The organism is Streptomyces sp. NPDC054770, assembly GCF_053611985.1.
Window position 1 is genome coordinate 63,849 of the sequence record NZ_JBSHBL010000014.1, and the last position, 16,041, is coordinate 79,889.

At 71.1% G+C, this 16,041-nt stretch carries 19 protein-coding genes; 13 read left to right on the top strand and 6 right to left on the bottom strand.

Annotation, left to right across the window (positions count from 1 at the left end; translation table 11 throughout):
* Positions 1 to 51: 51 nt before the first annotated feature.
* The 9 genes from ACWGKQ_RS15375 to ACWGKQ_RS15415 all read left to right on the top strand — a co-directional run bounded on the left by ACWGKQ_RS15375 (position 52) and on the right by ACWGKQ_RS15415 (position 8,234).
* Positions 52 to 483, top strand: a complete 432-nt coding sequence (locus tag ACWGKQ_RS15375; RefSeq protein WP_453292409.1) for a GntR family transcriptional regulator — start codon at positions 52 to 54, stop codon at positions 481 to 483.
* Complete coding sequence (locus ACWGKQ_RS15380; protein WP_453292410.1) at positions 480 to 1,391, top strand: ATP-binding cassette domain-containing protein; 912 nt, start codon at positions 480 to 482, stop codon at positions 1,389 to 1,391. The genes ACWGKQ_RS15375 and ACWGKQ_RS15380 overlap by 4 nt, the downstream gene beginning before the upstream one ends.
* Entirely contained in the window at positions 1,388 to 2,344 is a 957-nt protein-coding gene (locus tag ACWGKQ_RS15385; protein ID WP_453292411.1) for a transporter, read from the top strand. The genes ACWGKQ_RS15380 and ACWGKQ_RS15385 overlap by 4 nt, the downstream gene beginning before the upstream one ends.
* A 97-nt stretch (positions 2,345 to 2,441) precedes the next feature.
* Positions 2,442 to 2,570, top strand: coding sequence for a hypothetical protein (locus ACWGKQ_RS15390; RefSeq protein WP_453292412.1), 129 nt, complete (start codon positions 2,442 to 2,444; stop codon positions 2,568 to 2,570).
* Between the two features lie 18 nt (positions 2,571 to 2,588).
* Positions 2,589 to 3,737 (top strand): acyltransferase family protein, encoded by a 1,149-nt coding sequence (locus ACWGKQ_RS15395; RefSeq protein WP_453292413.1) that lies wholly within the window; start codon positions 2,589 to 2,591, stop codon positions 3,735 to 3,737.
* A 30-nt stretch (positions 3,738 to 3,767) separates the two neighbouring features.
* A complete protein-coding gene (locus ACWGKQ_RS15400) occupies positions 3,768 to 4,547 on the top strand; it encodes a polysaccharide deacetylase family protein (protein WP_453292414.1) in 780 nt (259 codons plus the stop codon).
* Positions 4,548 to 4,654: 107 nt separating this feature from the next.
* Positions 4,655 to 5,068 carry a CoA-binding protein gene (locus ACWGKQ_RS15405; RefSeq protein ID WP_453292415.1) on the top strand — a complete coding sequence of 138 codons (414 nt, stop codon included), beginning with the start codon at positions 4,655 to 4,657 and terminating at the stop codon, positions 5,066 to 5,068.
* Positions 5,069 to 5,297: 229 nt separating this feature from the next.
* Entirely contained in the window at positions 5,298 to 6,935 is a 1,638-nt protein-coding gene (locus tag ACWGKQ_RS15410) for an APC family permease (protein WP_453292416.1), read from the top strand.
* A 75-nt stretch (positions 6,936 to 7,010) separates the two neighbouring features.
* Complete coding sequence (locus tag ACWGKQ_RS15415; RefSeq protein WP_453292417.1) at positions 7,011 to 8,234, top strand: 4-hydroxybenzoate 3-monooxygenase; 1,224 nt, start codon at positions 7,011 to 7,013, stop codon at positions 8,232 to 8,234.
* 24 nt (positions 8,235 to 8,258) lie between these two features.
* Here the strand turns inward: ACWGKQ_RS15415 and ACWGKQ_RS15420 are convergent, their stop codons facing one another.
* Positions 8,259 to 9,641 (bottom strand): DHA2 family efflux MFS transporter permease subunit, encoded by a 1,383-nt coding sequence (locus tag ACWGKQ_RS15420; RefSeq protein WP_453292418.1) that lies wholly within the window; start codon positions 9,639 to 9,641, stop codon positions 8,259 to 8,261.
* 73 nt (positions 9,642 to 9,714) lie between these two features.
* Here ACWGKQ_RS15420 and ACWGKQ_RS15425 point away from each other — a divergent pair, with 73 nt between their 5' ends.
* Positions 9,715 to 10,125: a MarR family transcriptional regulator gene (locus tag ACWGKQ_RS15425; RefSeq protein ID WP_453292419.1), complete on the top strand. Its 411-nt coding sequence runs from the start codon at positions 9,715 to 9,717 to the stop codon at positions 10,123 to 10,125.
* On the opposite strand, the gene ACWGKQ_RS15430 is transcribed toward ACWGKQ_RS15425, so the two are convergent.
* Entirely contained in the window at positions 10,106 to 10,471 is a 366-nt protein-coding gene (locus ACWGKQ_RS15430) for an ArsR/SmtB family transcription factor (RefSeq protein WP_453292420.1), read from the bottom strand. The genes ACWGKQ_RS15425 and ACWGKQ_RS15430 overlap by 20 nt on opposite strands.
* 63 nt (positions 10,472 to 10,534) lie before the next feature.
* On the opposite strand from ACWGKQ_RS15430, the gene ACWGKQ_RS15435 reads away from it, so the two are divergent.
* Positions 10,535 to 11,737: a cation diffusion facilitator family transporter gene (locus tag ACWGKQ_RS15435; protein ID WP_453292421.1), complete on the top strand. Its 1,203-nt coding sequence runs from the start codon at positions 10,535 to 10,537 to the stop codon at positions 11,735 to 11,737.
* Here ACWGKQ_RS15435 and ACWGKQ_RS15440 read toward each other — a convergent pair.
* Positions 11,734 to 12,288, bottom strand: a complete 555-nt coding sequence (locus tag ACWGKQ_RS15440; RefSeq protein WP_453292422.1) for a YbaK/EbsC family protein — start codon at positions 12,286 to 12,288, stop codon at positions 11,734 to 11,736. The two genes, ACWGKQ_RS15435 and ACWGKQ_RS15440, sit on opposite strands and share 4 nt — an antisense overlap.
* A gap of 31 nt (positions 12,289 to 12,319) precedes the next feature.
* Entirely contained in the window at positions 12,320 to 12,892 is a 573-nt protein-coding gene (locus tag ACWGKQ_RS15445) for a helix-turn-helix domain-containing protein (protein WP_453292423.1), read from the bottom strand.
* 115 nt (positions 12,893 to 13,007) lie between these two features.
* On the opposite strand from ACWGKQ_RS15445, the gene ACWGKQ_RS15450 reads away from it, so the two are divergent.
* Positions 13,008 to 13,865, top strand: a complete 858-nt coding sequence (locus ACWGKQ_RS15450; protein WP_453292424.1) for a DMT family transporter — start codon at positions 13,008 to 13,010, stop codon at positions 13,863 to 13,865.
* Between the two features lie 29 nt (positions 13,866 to 13,894).
* Here the strand turns inward: ACWGKQ_RS15450 and ACWGKQ_RS15455 are convergent, their stop codons facing one another.
* Positions 13,895 to 14,659 (bottom strand): acyltransferase, encoded by a 765-nt coding sequence (locus tag ACWGKQ_RS15455; RefSeq protein ID WP_453292425.1) that lies wholly within the window; start codon positions 14,657 to 14,659, stop codon positions 13,895 to 13,897.
* A 110-nt stretch (positions 14,660 to 14,769) separates the two neighbouring features.
* Between ACWGKQ_RS15455 and ACWGKQ_RS15460 the strand changes: the two genes are divergently transcribed.
* Entirely contained in the window at positions 14,770 to 15,306 is a 537-nt protein-coding gene (locus ACWGKQ_RS15460; RefSeq protein ID WP_453292426.1) for a gamma carbonic anhydrase family protein, read from the top strand.
* Between the two features lie 83 nt (positions 15,307 to 15,389).
* On the opposite strand, the gene ACWGKQ_RS15465 is transcribed toward ACWGKQ_RS15460, so the two are convergent.
* Positions 15,390 to 16,034, bottom strand: a complete 645-nt coding sequence (locus tag ACWGKQ_RS15465) for a DedA family protein (protein ID WP_453292427.1) — start codon at positions 16,032 to 16,034, stop codon at positions 15,390 to 15,392.
* Between the last annotated feature and the right edge of the window lie 7 nt (positions 16,035 to 16,041).

Consider the following 16,041-nt stretch of genomic DNA (forward strand, 5'->3'; position numbering starts at 1 on the left):
ATGCTTCCATTAATTCATTAGTACAACAGTGGTGGAACCGAGGAAGGCGACGTGATCGACTACCGGATCGACCGTGGCAGCGGCGTACCGGCCTACGTACAGATCGTCGAGCAGACCGAACGGGCGCTCCGGATGGGCTTTCTGAAGGTCGGGGACAAGCTGCCCACGGCCAAGGAGGTGGTGGCGGCGACCGCCATCAACCCCAACACCGTGCTCCGGGCCTATCGCGACCTGGAACAGGCCGGCCTGGTCGAACTGCGCCGCGGCCTCGGAACCTTCGTGACGCGATCACTCGCCAGGCCGGGCGCGGAGGACGACTCGCCGCTGCGCCGGGAGGTCACCGACTGGGTGGCACGCGCCCGGGCCGCGGGCCTGGAGCGGGCCGATGTCCTCGCCATGGTCACCGCGGTCCTGGACGCCTACGACGACAAGCACGACAGCCGCACCCCGGGCGACCGGGAACGGAAGAAGGAGGACGTATGACCGGGCCTGACGCGCCGGCCGCGCTGTGCGCCACGGGACTCGGATTCCGGTACCGGAGGCGGGGCGGCTGGGCCCTGCGGGACTGCGAGTTCACCGTGCCCGGCGGTCGCATCGCCGCCCTCGTCGGACGCAACGGCGCCGGCAAGAGCACCCTGCTGCACCTGGCCGGGGGCCTGCTGCGGGCCGGCTCCGGGGAACTGCGTACGCAGGGCGCCGTACCCGGTACGGCCGAGGCCCGCGCCCGGGTCGCCCTGCTGACCCAGGACAAGCCGCTCTACCCCCGCTTCACCGTGGCGGACACCCTGCTGATGGGCGCGAAGCTGAACTCCTCGTGGGACCGGACGGCGGCCGAGCGGATCGTCCGCGAGGGCGGTATCCCGCCCGGCGCCCGCGTCGGCGAGCTGTCCCCCGGGCGGCGCACCCGCGTCGCACTCGCCCTGGCGCTCGGCAAGCGGCCCGAACTCCTGCTGCTCGACGAGCCGTTGGCCGACCTCGACCCCGTGGCCCGAGGCGAGATCATGGCGGAGCTCATGGCCGAGGCCGCCGAGCGCGGCACGAGCATCGTGCTGTCCTCGCACGTCCTGCCCGAGTTGGAGGAGACCTGCGACTGGGTGCTGGTGCTGCGCGACGGCCGCGCCGAGTTGAGCGAGGACGCCGAGGCACTGCGCGAGAGTCACGCCGTACTGACCGGACCCGCCGACCGGGCCGACGCGCTGACCGGACAGCACACGGTCGTCCAGCGCCGTACCGCCGGCAGACAGCTGACCGCCCTGATACGGCAGCACGGACCGCTGCGCGGCGACTGGCACGTCGAGCGGCCCAGGCTGGAGGACGTCCTGGTCGGCTATCTCCAGGCCGGTGAGCCGGGGCACCCCGTCCCGTGCGAGCGGACGGAGGCGGCGGCGTGAAGGGCTCCCTCTGGCTCGCCTGGCGCCAGCAGCGCGTACCGGCCGGCATCGGTGCGGCCGCTCTGCTCCTCGCCGCGGCCATCGCCGCCTACTGCCGCTCGGGCATGCTGGACGCCCTGCACAGCGGGCTGTTCGACCACTGCGCCACCGGGCCGTTGTTCTGCACCCGGTCCGACACCGGCCAGCTCCTCCTGCTGGACGTCGCGCCGCTGAAGTACCTCGGGGCGCTGAACATCGCCCTGCCCGTGCTCATCGGGGTCTTCTGGGGCACCCCGCTGCTGGGCCGCGACCGGGAACTGGGCACACATCGCGTGGTCCTCGCCCAGGGCGTGAGCCGCGGCCAGTGGTTCGCCTCCCGGTTCGCCCTGGCCGCGGCGACCACCACCGTCCTGTCCGGCCTGCTCGCGGCGGTGTTCGGGTGGTGGTGGCGGCCGGCCGCCGACCGGAGCTACGGCCTGTTCTGGTACGACGACACGGCGCTGAGCGGCTCAGGCCCCCGCGTCGTCGCGGCCGCCCTGTTCGGCCTGGCGGCCGGCACCCTGCTCGGTCTGCTGGTCCGCAGGGTCCTGGCGGCGATGGGTCTGACCCTGCTGGTGACGGGGGTGATGACGCTCCTGCTGGAGTGGACCCACTGGACCCGGCTGCTGGTCCCGCCGCACACCTACGTCAGCGCCGGCATCGTCCCCAAGGCGCCGATGGGCGAGAAGTGGTCGACCGGCGACTACGGCCTGATCACCGCCTCCGGCCGCCATGAGTCCGTGTTCAACTGCCCCTACCCGTCAGGCGCCCAGCTCAAGGAGTGCATGACGGCGCACGGGTACGTCGCCCGTTTCTACGAAGCCAACCCGGCCGGTGACTACTGGGCCTTCCAGTGGACCGACACCGCCGTCCTCGGCGGCCTGGCCGTCCTGCTCACGGGCGCCACCGTGCTGCTCCTGCGCCGCCGCGTCTGACCACGGCGACCCCGCATCGAGGCACATCCGCTTCACCACGTCATCGCCTTCATCCCCCACCGGGATCCCCCAACTTCTGCACGGAGGTTGCTTCATCATGCCCGCCGACGCCAAGTCGCCGAAGAAGCCGCACAACCGCGCCGCCCTCACCGAGGGCAGCGAACACCCGGTACTGCGCGGCCGGTCGAAGATACGTGTCAGCCGCTCGCCCCTGCCCACCGCCTGAGACGGCCCCGGTTGCGACATGCCGTCCGACATACCGTCCCTCGAATCTCACCACGGGCGATCGCGCCTGACCGCGATAGACGGACTCCGCCTGGTGGCGGCGCTGATGGTGGCCGCCTACCACTTCCTGGGCACTCCCACCCCTCACTTCTGGGGCAGGGCCGAGCTCCGGGACTCCGCCCCGCTCCTGCACGAGATCAGCCGCTACGGCTGGCTCGGCGTCGAGTTCTTCTTCCTCATCAGCGGATTCGTGATCTGCATGAGCTGCTGGGGACGGACTCCCGCGCAGTTCACCGTCTCCCGGATCTCACGGCTCTTCCCGGCCTACTGGTGCGCGGTACTCCTGGTCGTCCTGCTCGTCCTGGTCTCGCGGCTGGGCCATTGGCCCGCCGCCACCCGCATCGACCCCCGTACGGTCCTGGGGAACCTGACGATGGCCCCGGGACCGCTGGGGCTCGATCCGGTCGACGGGGTCAGCTGGACGCTCTGGGTGGAGGCGCGTTTCTACCTGCTGATGGCCGTGTTGCTGGTCTTCGGCCTCTCCTACCGGAGAGTGGTGGCGTTCTGCGGAGTCTGGCTCCTGGCCGGTGTCATCGCCCTTGAGATCCACTCACCGCTGCTCGACGAGTTCGTACTGACCCGGTACACCGGCCTCTTCGTCGCCGGGATGGTGCTCCACCTCATGCACAGGTTCGGACAGAACCTCCTGCTCTGGCTGCTGCTCGGGTTCGCCTGGTGCTACCAACTCACCGTGCTCGAACTGCGGGTGGCCGACCACGCTGCCGTACCCCCTGGCGAGGCCCGGCCCTCCTGGGCCGTCTGCGCGGTCGTCCTCACCCTGTGCCTCGGGTTGCTGGCCCTCGCCGGAATCGGCCCGCTCGCCGGACTGCGATGGCGTTGGCCGGTGACCGCCGGGGCGCTCACCTACCCCTTCTACCTCGTCCACCAGAGCCTCGGCATTCCCCTGGCCAAAGGCCTGATCCGGGCGTTCCCGGGGCTGGGGCCGCTCCCCTCGATGGCCCTGTCCGTCATCTGCATGCTGGGGCTGTCCCTGCTCGTCCACACCCTGGTGGAACGTCGGCTCGGACGCATCCTGAGACATCACCTGACGCTCGACACACATCTGCGGGACCTCACCGCGAAGCCGGCTCTCACCGGCACGCGGTAGTCCCGGAACTCCACCGAAGAAAGGGCTCGCATGCTCTTCAGCGCGCGTACCAGACGGTCACGCATACTCATCGCCGTCGCGACAGCGGCGGCCGCCGTCCTGGCCGTGGCCGTGACTCTGGCACTGACGGTCACCACCTACGATCACACCTCGCCACGCGCTGCCCGCGCCAAGGCATCGGGCTCGGTGGCCGGACCCGTCGACTGCCGTAGGGCGAAGTGCGTGGCCCTCAGCTTCGACGGCGGCCCCAGCCCCACGACTCCCCGGCTGCTGGACATCCTCAGGCAGCGGGGGCTGCACGCCACGTTCTTCGTGCAGGGCAAGGGCCACATCTCGAAGTACCCCGACATCCTCCGGCGCATCGCGGAAGACGGGAACGAGATCGGCAACCACACCTGGAACCACAGGAGGTTGACGGACCTCGACGAGGCCGACGCCCGTCAGGAGCTGGCCCGGACGCAGGACGCCATCGAGAGGATCACCGGTGTCAAGCCCGTCCTGATGCGTCCGCCGGAGGGCCGTACCAACCGCAAGGTCGCCAAGGTCTGCCGGGACCTGGGGCTGGCGCAGGTGCTGTGGAGCGTCACCGCCAAGGACTACGAGACGACCGACTCCGCCCTGATCACCAAGCGGGTGCTCGACCAGACCCACCGTGACGGCATCATCCTGCTGCACGACCTGCACAAGGGGACCGTGCCGGCCGTCCCGGGGATCCTCACGGCGCTCGAGCAGCGCGGCTACACCATCGTCACGGTCTCCCAGCTCCTCGCCCCCGCCAAGCCACAGCCGGGGATGGTCTACCGGCCCTGATCATCGGCGCCGGCCCGGATGCCCGGTCACGGTCGAGAGGAATCGCCGCGGTCCATCCACTGTTGTCGGACGCAGCAGTCTCTGCATCGACCTCAAGGAGCCCGAGCGTGTACGCCGACGAAGGTACAGTCCGCAAGATCCTCACCGAGCTCGGCGACACCTGGGCGGTCGTCGGCCTGTCGACGAACCAGCGGCGCCCGGCATACGGCGTCGCCGCGGTGCTCCAGCGCTTCGGAAAGCGCATCGTGCCGGTGCACCCGAAGGCAGAGACGGTCCACGGCGAAACGGGGTACCCCTCGCTCGACGCGATCCCCTTCGAGATCGACGTTGTCGACGTTTTCGTCAACAGCGACCTCGCCGGCGCCGTCGCCGACGAGGCGGTCTCCGTCGGAGCCAAGGCCGTCTGGTTCCAGCTCGGCGTGATCGACGAGGCCGCCTACGAGCGCACCCGCGACGCCGGCCTCGCCATGGTCATGGACCGCTGCCCCGCCATCGAGATCCCTCGCATGGACCACATCTGAGGCAGATTTGAGGAAAATCTGAGCTTGCCTGTCTTACCCTCTTCTCACATATCACCACTGAATACGGACATTCCGTGACCCTTGCTGACCAGTGCAAAAGCTTTGGCCAAGACAAGAAAGATCGAGGGTCAAATCTTCGGCAACACTCTTCTCCGCCTGCGGCATGCGCCCTTAAATTGTGCCCTCTTGCTCGTTAAATCTGCGTTCAGAAACTGAGAGGCCACTTGACATGGTGAGTGTCGAGAATGCCGCGACGGAGGACATCACACCTTCGGGCGGTCTGAGGCGGGACGTCGGGCTCATCGGCCTGATGTGGGCCTCTGTGGGCTCGATCATCGGCTCCGGATGGCTGTACGGCGCCGAGAAGGCGGTCGGCGTGGCCGGCCCCGCGGCGATCATCTCGTGGGTGATCGGCGCGATCGCGATCGTGCTCCTGGCACTGGTGCACGCCGAGCTCGGCGGCATGTTCCCGGTGGCGGGCGGTACCGCCCGCTACCCGCACTACGCGTTCGGCGGCCTGGCCGGCATGTCCTTCGGCTGGTTCTCCTGGCTGCAGGCCGCGACCGTGGCCCCGATCGAGGTCGAGGCCATGATCGGTTACGCCGGTCACTGGAAGTGGGCCCAGCACCTGCAGCACGCCGACGGCACCCTGACCGCGAGCGGCCTGCTGGCGGCCGTCGTGCTCATGGCCCTGTTCGTCGGCGTCAACTTCTTCGGCGTCCGGGTGCTCGCGCACACCAACAGCGCCGCGACCTGGTGGAAGATCGCCGTGCCGCTGGCCGCGATCTTCATCATCGCGATCGGCAACTTCCACCCGGCCAACTTCCACTCGGAGGGCTTCGCCCCGTTCGGTGCCAAGGGCGTACTGACCGCGATCAGCACCAGCGGCATCATCTTCGCGCTGCTCGGCTTCGAGCAGGCCATCCAGCTGGCCGGTGAGAGCCGCAACCCGAAGAAGGACCTGCCGCGCGCCACGCTCGGCTCGGTCGCGATCGGCGCCGTCATCTACGTCCTGCTCCAGGTCGTGTTCATCGCCGCGCTGCCGCACAGCACCTTCGCGCACGGCTGGGGCCACCTCGCGTACAAGGGCATCAGCGGCCCGTGGGCCGGCCTCGCCACCCTGGTGGGCCTCGGCTGGCTGGCCTGGATCCTCTACCTGGACGCGATCATCTCCCCCGGCGGCACCGGCCTCATCTACACCACCGCCACCTCCCGCGTCTCCTACGGCCTGGCGAAGAACGGCTACGCGCCGAAGATCTTCACCCGGACCGACTCCCGCGGTGTGCCGTGGTTCGGTCTCATCATGTCCTTCGTGACCGGCGTGATCTGCTTCCTGCCGTTCCCGAGCTGGCAGCAGCTGGTGGGCTTCATCACCTCGGCGAGCGTGCTGATGTACGCCGGCGCCCCGCTGGCGTACGGCGTCTTCACCGACAAGCTGCCCCAGCTGGAGCGCCCGTACCGGCTGCCGTTCGGCAAGCTGCTCTCGCCGCTGTCGTTCGTGGTCGCCAACCTGATCATCTACTGGTCCGGCTGGGACATCCTGTGGCGGCTCGGCCTCGCGATCGTCCTCGGCTACCTGCTGCTCGGCGGTTACGCGTTCTACGCCCACAGCAGGAACCTGCCCGACGCGCCCCGGCTGGACTTCCGGGCCGCGCAGTGGCTGCCCGTCTATCTGATCGGCATGGGCCTGATCTCCTGGCAGGGCAGCTTCGGCGGCCAGAACAACATCGCGCTGTGGTGGGACATCCTGGTCATCGCCGCCTTCTCGATCGGCATCTACTACTGGGCCAAGGCCACCGCTTCCACGGCCGAGGACATCGAGCGCAGCATCGACGAGGTCGTGGTCACCGACGCCCCGGCGCACTGACCCCTCCTTCTCACCTGCGTCCCGTCAGCCACGGCGGCACTGCCGTGGCTGACGGGACACCGTCATAATGTGAGGGTGAATCACCCTTCCCCCCACTCCAACTCCCCGTCCGAAGAACGCCGTACGGTCGTCGTCGTGGGTGCCGGGCCCGCCGGGCTGGCCGTCGGCAACATCCTGCGGGCCGCCGACGTCGACTGCGTGGTCCTGGAGACCGAGAGCAGAGAGTTCATCGAGAGCCGGCCGCGGGCCGGGGTCATCGAGGAATGGGCGGTGCGCGGGCTCCGGCAGCGGGGTCTGGCCGACGGCCTGGAGGCCCGGGCGCAGGTGCACAGCGAGTGCGAGTTCCGGTTCGGCGGCGACCGGTTCCGGTTCGACTACAGCGAACTGACGGACCATCATCACTACGTCTATCCGCAGCCGTTGCTGGTGACGGATCTGGTGCGGGAGTACGCCGACGTACGCGGCGGTGACATCAGGTTCGGGGTGCGGGACGTCACGCTGCAGGACCTGGAGACGGACCGGCCCACCGTGTCGTACCTCGATCCCGCGACCGGCGAACGGCACATCCTGCACTGCGAGTTCGTGGCGGGCTGCGACGGGGCGCGCGGGGTGACCCGGGACGCGATACCGGCCGGGCGGGTACGGGTCGCCCGGCAGGACTACGGCATAGCGTGGCTGGCGCTGCTCGCCGAGGCGCCGCCGTCCTCGGACTGCGTGGTGTTCGGCGTCCATCCGAACGGCTTCGCCGGGCACATGGCGCGCAGCCCCGAGATCACCCGCTACTACCTCCAGTGCCCGCCGGACGACGATCCGGAGAACTGGCCGCACGACCGGGTCTGGGACGAACTGCGGGAGCGGCTCGGCGCGGCTGGGGCGCCGCCGCTCACCGAGGGGCGGCTGATCGAGAAGCGCGTGCTGGACATGCACGACTACGTGGTCGAACCGATGGTGTTCGGCCGCCTCTTCCTGGCCGGTGACGCCGGGCACCTGACCGCGCCGATCGCCGCCAAGGGCATGAACCTCGCCCTGCACGACGCCTTCCTGCTGGGCGACGCGCTGGCCGCGCACGCCACGAAGGGCGACGGCACCGGCCTGGAGGGCTACTCGCACGCCTGTCTGCGCAGGGTCTGGGACTACCAGGAGTTCTCTCGGTTCCTGTCCGGCATCTACCACGGCACGGCCTCCGGCGACCCGTTCCTCGCGGGCACCAGTCTGGCCCGGCTGCGCAGGCTGTTCACCTCGCGCGCGGCGGCGACGGCCTTCGCCGAGCAGTACCTCGGTTCGGCCGCCGCCTTCTGAGCGCCACGCGATACGCGCCATGCGCTACGCCGGTACGGTCGCCGGGCTTCCCGCGCGGGTCGTGAACAGCGCCGTACCGGCGAGGGCGAGCAGGACGACCGCGAGGGCCATGGCCAGGTGGATGCCGGCCAGGGGCGTGGCCCCCGCGGCCATCAGGGCGCTGGCGGCGGCCGCGCCCAGGACCGAACCCAGCTGCCGGACCGTGTTGTTGACCCCGGAGGCCGCTGCGGCCAGCGGCGCGGGCACGTGCCGCATCGCCTCGGTGGAGAGCGGGGCGATCATGCAGCCGGTGCCGAGGCCCATGAACATCAGCGGCACGGTGAAGACCAGTGCCGAGGCCGAGCCCTGCGCGAGCAGGAGCACCGCGAGCAGCCCGGCGCAGAAGGACAGCAGCCCGGCCAGCAGTACCCGGCGGCCGCCGATCCGGTCGCTGAGGCGTCCGGCGAACGGGGAGGCGAGGAGCGAGACCAGCGGGGAGGGCGCCAGGGCCAGCCCGGCGTGCACCGCACTGAAGCCGAGCTGCTGCTGGAAGTAGAGGCCGAGCGGCAGCACGGCGGCGATCAGGGCGGCCCCGATCGCACCGACCAGCGCGGTCATCACGGTGAAGCCGCGGTCCGCGAAGAGCCGGAAGGGCACCAGCGGTTCGGTCTCCTGACGGCGTGCCTGCTGGCGCAGGAACAGGGCGGCGAGGGCGAGCCCCGCGGCGCCGAGCGCGAGGATCCCGGCGTTCCAGGCGTACCGGTCGCCTTCCATCAGGGCGAAGGTCACGCAGGTCAGGGCGGTGGTGGAGAGCAGGACGCCGGGCAGGTCGAGCCGGTGGGCGCGGCCGGTGCGCAGGTCGGGGACCAGCAGGAAGGTGAGGGCGAGGACCAGCAGGCCGATCGGGACGTTGACGAAGAAGACCCAGCGCCAGCCGACCGTGCTGACCAGCAGTCCGCCGAGTGTCGGCCCGGACAGCGTCGCCACCCCGGCGACCGAGCCCCAGACGCCGAGCGCGGTGCCGCGCCGCCCGGCCGGGAACACGGCCATGATCAACGCCATGGTCTGCGGGGTGAGCAGCGCCGCCCCCAGCCCCTGCACCAGCCGGGCGGCGACGAGGACCCCGACCCCGCCGGCCAGTCCGCACACCGCGCTGGCCGCCGTGAACACCGCTACCCCGGTGGCGAACAGCGCCCGCTGCCCCCTCAGGTCACCGAGCCGGGCGGCCGTCACCAGCAGCGCGGCCAGCACGAGCGTGTACCCGCTGACGGTCCACATCACCTGGTCGAGCCCGGCGTGCAGGTCGCTCATCACGTTCGGGATCACGATGTTGACGATCGTCATGTCGAGCAGCGTCATGAAGAACCCGAGGGACAGGGTGACCAGGACGGCCCAGGGGTTGCCGCGGAGCTTCGTCGTCTTCAGCATGACCAGAAGCATATCCATCAGATGGAGATGCATCAAGATGAGATGCATCTTGCGCTGATGTACCCTGACGGGCGTGAACGTCACCGACCTCTATCTGCTGGGCCACCGCCTCCAGAAGCTCGCCGAGTCGGCCATCCCCACGGACGGCATCGGCGAACACCCCACCAGCGTCGGCACGGTGCTGATCGTCGCCGCCGACCTGCGGGACCATCCTCGGACCACGGTCACGGAGATCGCCCAGCGCACCGGCCTGGCCCAGAGCCAGGTCTCCAACTGCGTGGCCCGGCTGCGCAGCGCCGAGGCGGTCACGGCCGAACCCGACCCGCGCGACGGCCGCCGGACGCTGCTGAGCCCGGCCGCCGAGCCGTCCGCCCGCATGAGGGCGGTCCAGGAAGCACCCCTCGGCCCGGCCCTGGCGGCCGCGACCAGCGATCCGGAGGCGGTGCTCGCCCTGCTGGAGAAACTCAGCCGTCTTGTGCGGTAGCCGTCTCGGTGAGCCGGTGGTCCGCCACCTTCAGCGCCTCCTCGACCAGCCGCCGCAGATGACCGTGGCGCAGTGAGTACACCACCCGGCGCCCCTCCTTGCGCGTGCCCACCAGACCCGCGAGCCGCAGCCGGGCCAGATGCTGGCTGACGGCCGGCCGGGCGGCGCCGCACACTTCGGTGAGCGTGCTGACGTCGGCCTCCCCCGTGGTCAGGGCGTGCAGCAGGGTGAGCCGGGTGCGGTCGCCGAGCAGAGCGAGGAGTTCGGCGGCGAGCGCGAACTGTCCCTCGCCCGGGGTGCGCGGATGCGCATGATGCGCAGGTGATAGGTGCAAGCGTGCGCTCATACGCACATAATGGCGTCGTGGGCGTCCCGTGTCCACGTCCCGCGCACCGGAGAGGGGAGCCGCATGAGCGACCGGCACCATCACGAACACGCACACGCGGACGACCGCCACCCCCACGAGCACGCCCACGCGGAGGATCGGCACCCCCACGAGCACGCCCACACCCACGACCGGCACGCCGAGACCGCCCCCGGCCCCGCCCCCGGTCATGAGCACGACCACGATCACGACCACCGGCACGGCCGCCCCCACTCCCACCCCTCCCCCGCGTCCGGTGGCCTCCGGCACCGTATGACCCACCTCCTGAAGCCCCACTCCCACGAGACGGCCGACAAGCTCGACCCCGCGCTGGAGTCCTCGGCGCGGGGTATGCGGGCGCTCTGGGTGTCGCTGGCCGTGCTCGGTGCGACGGCGGCCGTGCAGGCGGTCGTGGTGGTCCTGTCCGGCTCCGTCGCCCTGCTCGGCGACACGGTGCACAACGCGGCGGACGCGCTGACCGCCGTACCGCTGGGCATCGCCTTCGTGCTCGGGCGCCGCGCGGCGAACCGCCGCTTCACCTACGGCTACGGGCGGGCGGAGGACCTCGCGGGGATCGCGATCGTGCTGACGATCACCGCGTCGGCCGCCTTCGCCGCCTGGACCGCGGTCGACCGGCTGCTGGATCCGCGCCCGGTCGCGCACCTCCCGGCGGTCGCGGTGGCCGCACTGGCCGGGTTCGCCGGGAACGAGTGGGTGGCCCGGTACCGGATCCGGGTGGGCCGGGAGATCGGCTCGGCCGCGCTGGTGGCCGACGGGTTGCACGCCCGGACCGACGGATTCACCTCACTGGCCGTCCTGCTGGGGGCCGGCGGCTCGGCGCTCGGCTGGCAACTCGCCGACCCGCTGGTGGGGTTGGCGATCACCGCGGCGATCGCGCTGGTGCTGCGGGACGCGGCGCGCGAGGTGTTCCGGCGGGTGATGGACGCCGTGGACCCGGAGTTGACGGACCGGGCCGAGCGGGCACTGCGCGAGGTGCCGGGAGTGCGGGCGGTGGGTGAGCTGCGGTTGCGGTGGATCGGGCACCGGCTGCGCGCCGAGGTGGCGGTGGTGGTCGACGGCGAGGCGACCGTACGGCAGGCCCACGCGATCGCCGTCGGGGCCGAACACGCGCTGCTGCACGCCGTACCGAGGCTGACGGCGGCCCTGGTGCACGCCGATCCGGCACCGGCCCCCGGCCAGGCGGACCCGCACCAGGCACTGGCCCACCACGCGCACGCCCTTTCCTAGACCCCGAGCCCCTCCAGCACCACGGCGCCCGGCAGTTCGGCGAACGCCTTGCCGGGGACGAGGAGTTTGCCGCGGCGGCGGCCGCTGCCGACCAGGACGTAGGGCAGGTCGACCACGGCCGAGTCCACCAGCAGCGGCCAGTCGCCCGGGAGTCCGATCGGGGTGATGCCGCCGTACTCCATGCCGGTCGCGCCGGTCGCGGTGTCCGTCGCGGCGAACGAGGCCTTGCGGGCGCCGAGTTGGCGGCGCACCACGCCGTTGACGTCCACCTTGGTCGTGGAGAGCACCAGACAGGCCGCCAGGGTGGTCTCACCGCCGCGCTTGCCCGCCACCACCACGCAGTTGGCCGACCGCTCCAGCAGGTCGCGCCCGTAGTGCTCGACGAAGACCGCGGTGTCCGCCCACTGCGGGTCGGTCTCGACGTAGACGATCCGGTCGGCGGGCACGGCACCGGTCCAGTCGCGCAGGGCGGCGGCGACCGGCGCGGTCAGCTCGTCGAGGCAGTCGGGGGCCGGGACGGCGGTGTCGAAGTTTCCGATGGGTGCGCGCATGTCCGCACGTTAACAGCCCGCTCCGGGAGGCTCAGGGCACGGGCGGCACGGAGACCGTCATCACCATCTCCGTCGGCACGTCCCCGGTGTTGCCGTACACATGGGCCGTGTTGGCCTCGAAGGAAGCGCTGGCCCCCGTCGGCACGCGGTACTCGGTCCCGTCGACGGTGAGGGTCAGCTCACCGGCGATGACATGGACGATCTCCACCGTGCCGGTGGGGTGGGGTTCCGACGGGCTGCTCTCGCCCGGCATCAGGTGCCAGTCCCACATCTCCAGCGGGCCGGGCGCCTCGGTGCCGGCGAGGAGCCGGTTGTAGCTGCCGGCCTCGGTGTGCCAGAGCCGTACGGCCTTGTCGGCGGGGATGATCTGGACCTTCGGGCCCTGCTCGTAGTCGAGCAGGGTGGTGATGCTGATGCCCAGCGCGTCACCGATCTTGACGACGGTGCCGATGCTCGGGTTGGTGCGGGCCTGCTCGATCTGGATCAGCATGCCGCGGCTGACCCCGGCCCGGGTCGCGAGCACGTCCAGGGTGAAGCCGCGCACCGCCCGCCAGTGCTTGACGTTGCGGGCCAGGGACTGGGTCAGCAGGTCGAGGTCCGACACGTTCCGTCCATCGTGGAGAGCATCATGGTCCAATATTTTAGATGACGGAGTTCATCTTGGTGAACTACGGTGGGGTGTACCTGATCGTTCACCGAACTGTACTGCGAGGCGGGTCGTGACAGCATTCTTCGCCCTGACCACCAGTCTCCTGTGGGGACTGGCCGACTTCGGCGGCGGGCTGCTCACACGACGCGCCCCGGCGCTCACGGTGGTCGTCGTGTCGCAGGGCCTGGCGGCGGTGGTCCTGGGCGTGGTCGTGGCCGCCACCGGCGGCTGGAGCGAGGCCGGGCCGCGGCTGTGGTTCGCCTTCGCGGCGGGTCTGGTCGGACCGGTCGCGCTGTTCTCCTTCTACAAGGCCCTCGCCCTCGGCCCGATGGGGGTGGTCTCCCCGCTGGCCACGCTGAGCGTCGCTGTCCCGGTCGGGGTCGGGCTGTTCCTCGGTGAGCGGCCGGGGCTGCTCCAGGTCGCGGGCATCGCGGTCGCCGTCACCGGGGTCGTCCTGGCCGGCGGTCCCCAGCTGCGCGGCGCGCCCGTCCAGCGCCGGACGATCCTGCTCACCCTGGTCGCGGCGGCCGGCTTCGGCACCGTGTTCGCGCTGATCACAGAGGCGTCCACCACGGTCGCCGGCCTCTTCCTGGCCCTCTTCGTACAGCGGCTGACCAGCGTCGCGACCGGCGGCGCCGCCCTGTGGCTGTCCGTGCGCAAGGGCGGGCCCGCGCTGCCGGAGGGCGGCTTCGCCTGGTCCGCGCTCCCGGCGCTGGGCTTCGTCGGTCTCGCCGACGTCGCGGCCAACGGGACGTACTCGGTCGCCGCCCAGCACGGCCCGGTCACCGTCGCCGCGGTGCTCGCCTCGCTCTACCCGGTGGTCACCGCGCTCGCGGCCCGCGGTTTCCTCAGTGAACGGCTGCGCGCGATCCAGGCGGCGGGCGCCGGGCTGGCGCTGGTGGGAACGCTGCTGCTGGCCACCGGCTGAGCGGCGGCCGACGGCCCGGCCGGCGCCGCTCAGCTCTCGGGCTCCAGTTCGGCGAGCCGGGCCACGTCCTCCTCGGCCAGCTCCGCCAGCGCACGCAGTTGCTCCGGCGTGGTGCCGGCCGGGATCGGCACCGGCGGGGGCGTGCGCAGCGGCGGCTGCCAGCCGGTCTCGGGGGTCCATCGGCGTACCACCCGGGCGGGCGCGCCGGCCACCACGGCGTGGTCGGGCACCGCGCCCCGGACCACCGCGCCGGCGGCCACCACCACGTTCCGGCCGATCCGCGCGCCCGGCAGGATCACCGCGCCGGTGCCGATCCAGCAGCCCGGGCCGATCTCCACGGGCTCCATGCGGGGCCACTGCCTGCCGATGGGCTCGTGCGGGTCGTCGTAGGAGTGGTTGGTGGAGGTCACGTAGACGTACGGGCCGAAGTAGCAGTCGCTGCCGATGGTGACCGTCGTGTCCGCGATGACGTGACTGCCGCGGCCCAGGACCACGCCGTCGCCGATGCGCAGGATCGGGTCGGGGCCGAGGTCGAGGTCGGGCATGAGGCCCGCGGTGAGGGTGACCTGTTCGCCGACGATGCAGTGCGAGCCGAGGTGGATCCACGGCTCGCCGAAGACCGTGCCGAGCGGGAAGGCGAGGCGGGTGGCTTCGCCGAGGGCGCCGAAGCGGAGCCCTGCCGGGTGCTCGGCCGTGACCGAGCCGGTGCGCTGGACCCAGGCCCAGGCCGCGTGCACTGCGCGCTGGGCGAGGCGGTGTCGCCAGAATGAGAACGTGTTCTTGGGCTTCGGCACGGGGTCACGGTACTCAGCGGGCGCCGACTTACAGAGGGTGGGCTGCTGTGATCTTCGCCCCAGGGGGTGAGCTAGGTTGCCGTGGACGTCGATGACGATGGGAGACCGTGGTGACGCAGAAAGCGCTGATCGTGGGGATCGGGGGGCGTGAGCCGAAGGTCGAGGCCGACGTGTTCGTGGCGCCGACGGCCTCGGTGATCGGGGACGTGACGCTGGAGGCCGGGGCGAGTGTCTGGTACGGCGCGGTGGTGCGGGGGGATGTGGAGAAGATCGTCGTGGGGGCGCAGGCGAACGTCCAGGACAATGTGACATTGCACGCGGATCCGGGGTTCCCTGTGACGGTCGGGGAGCGGGTGTCCATCGGGCACAACGCCGTGGTGCACGGGGCGACCGTGGGGGACGACTGCCTCATCGGGATGGGGGCGACCGTGCTCAACGGGGCCGTGATCGGGGCGGGGTCGCTGGTGGCCGCGCAGGCGTTGGTGCCGCAGGGGATGGTGGTGCCGCCGGGGTCGTTGGTGGCGGGGGTGCCGGCGAAGGTGCGGCGCGAGCTCAGCCGGGAGGAGCGGGAGGGGGTGACCCTCAACGGGACCTTGTATGCGGAGTTGGCGAAGGCGCATCGCGGGGTGCATGAGCAGGACTCATAGCGGGTGCGGCGCGGTGGGGGCTGGTCGCGCCCACGCGGCGGAGCCGCAAATTGATACAGCTCCGCGCCCCCCAAAAAAGACCTCTACTCCCCGGCACTCACAGGTTCCGCTTCCTTCATCGTCACCTGGGCCTTCTTCGCCTTGCGTCGGACGATCAGCATGGACGCCAGGCCGAAGAGGACCGCTGCTGCCAGGCCCACGTAGGAGAACCTCTTCAGCCAGTCCTCCGCGACGATGCCGACGTAGTAGACGACCGCCGTGGTGCCGCCCGCCCAGCAGATGCCGCCGAGGAGGTTGGCGGTCAGGAACTTCCAGTAGGGCATCTGGAGGACGCCGGCCAGCGGGCCCGCGAAGATGCGGAGGAGGGCGATGAAGCGGCCGACGAAGACCGCCCACATGCCCCACTTCTCGAAGGAGCGCTCGGCGGTGGCGACGTGGCCCTCGCTGAAGTGGCTCGGGAATTTGTTTCCCAGCCAGGCCAGCAGCGGGCGGCCGCCCTTGCGGCCGATCGCGTAGCCGATGGAGTCGCCGATCACCGCGCCCGCGGTCGCACAGGCGCCGAGGACGAACGGGTTGACGCCCGAGTGCTGGGAGGACAGCAGCGCGGCGGAGACCAGGACGATCTCGCCCGGGAGCGGGATGCCCAGGCTCTCCACACCGATGACCAGTGCCACCACGGCGTAGACGGCGACCGCCGGTACCGAGTCGAGCCATTCCTGGACGTGCACCGCCGGA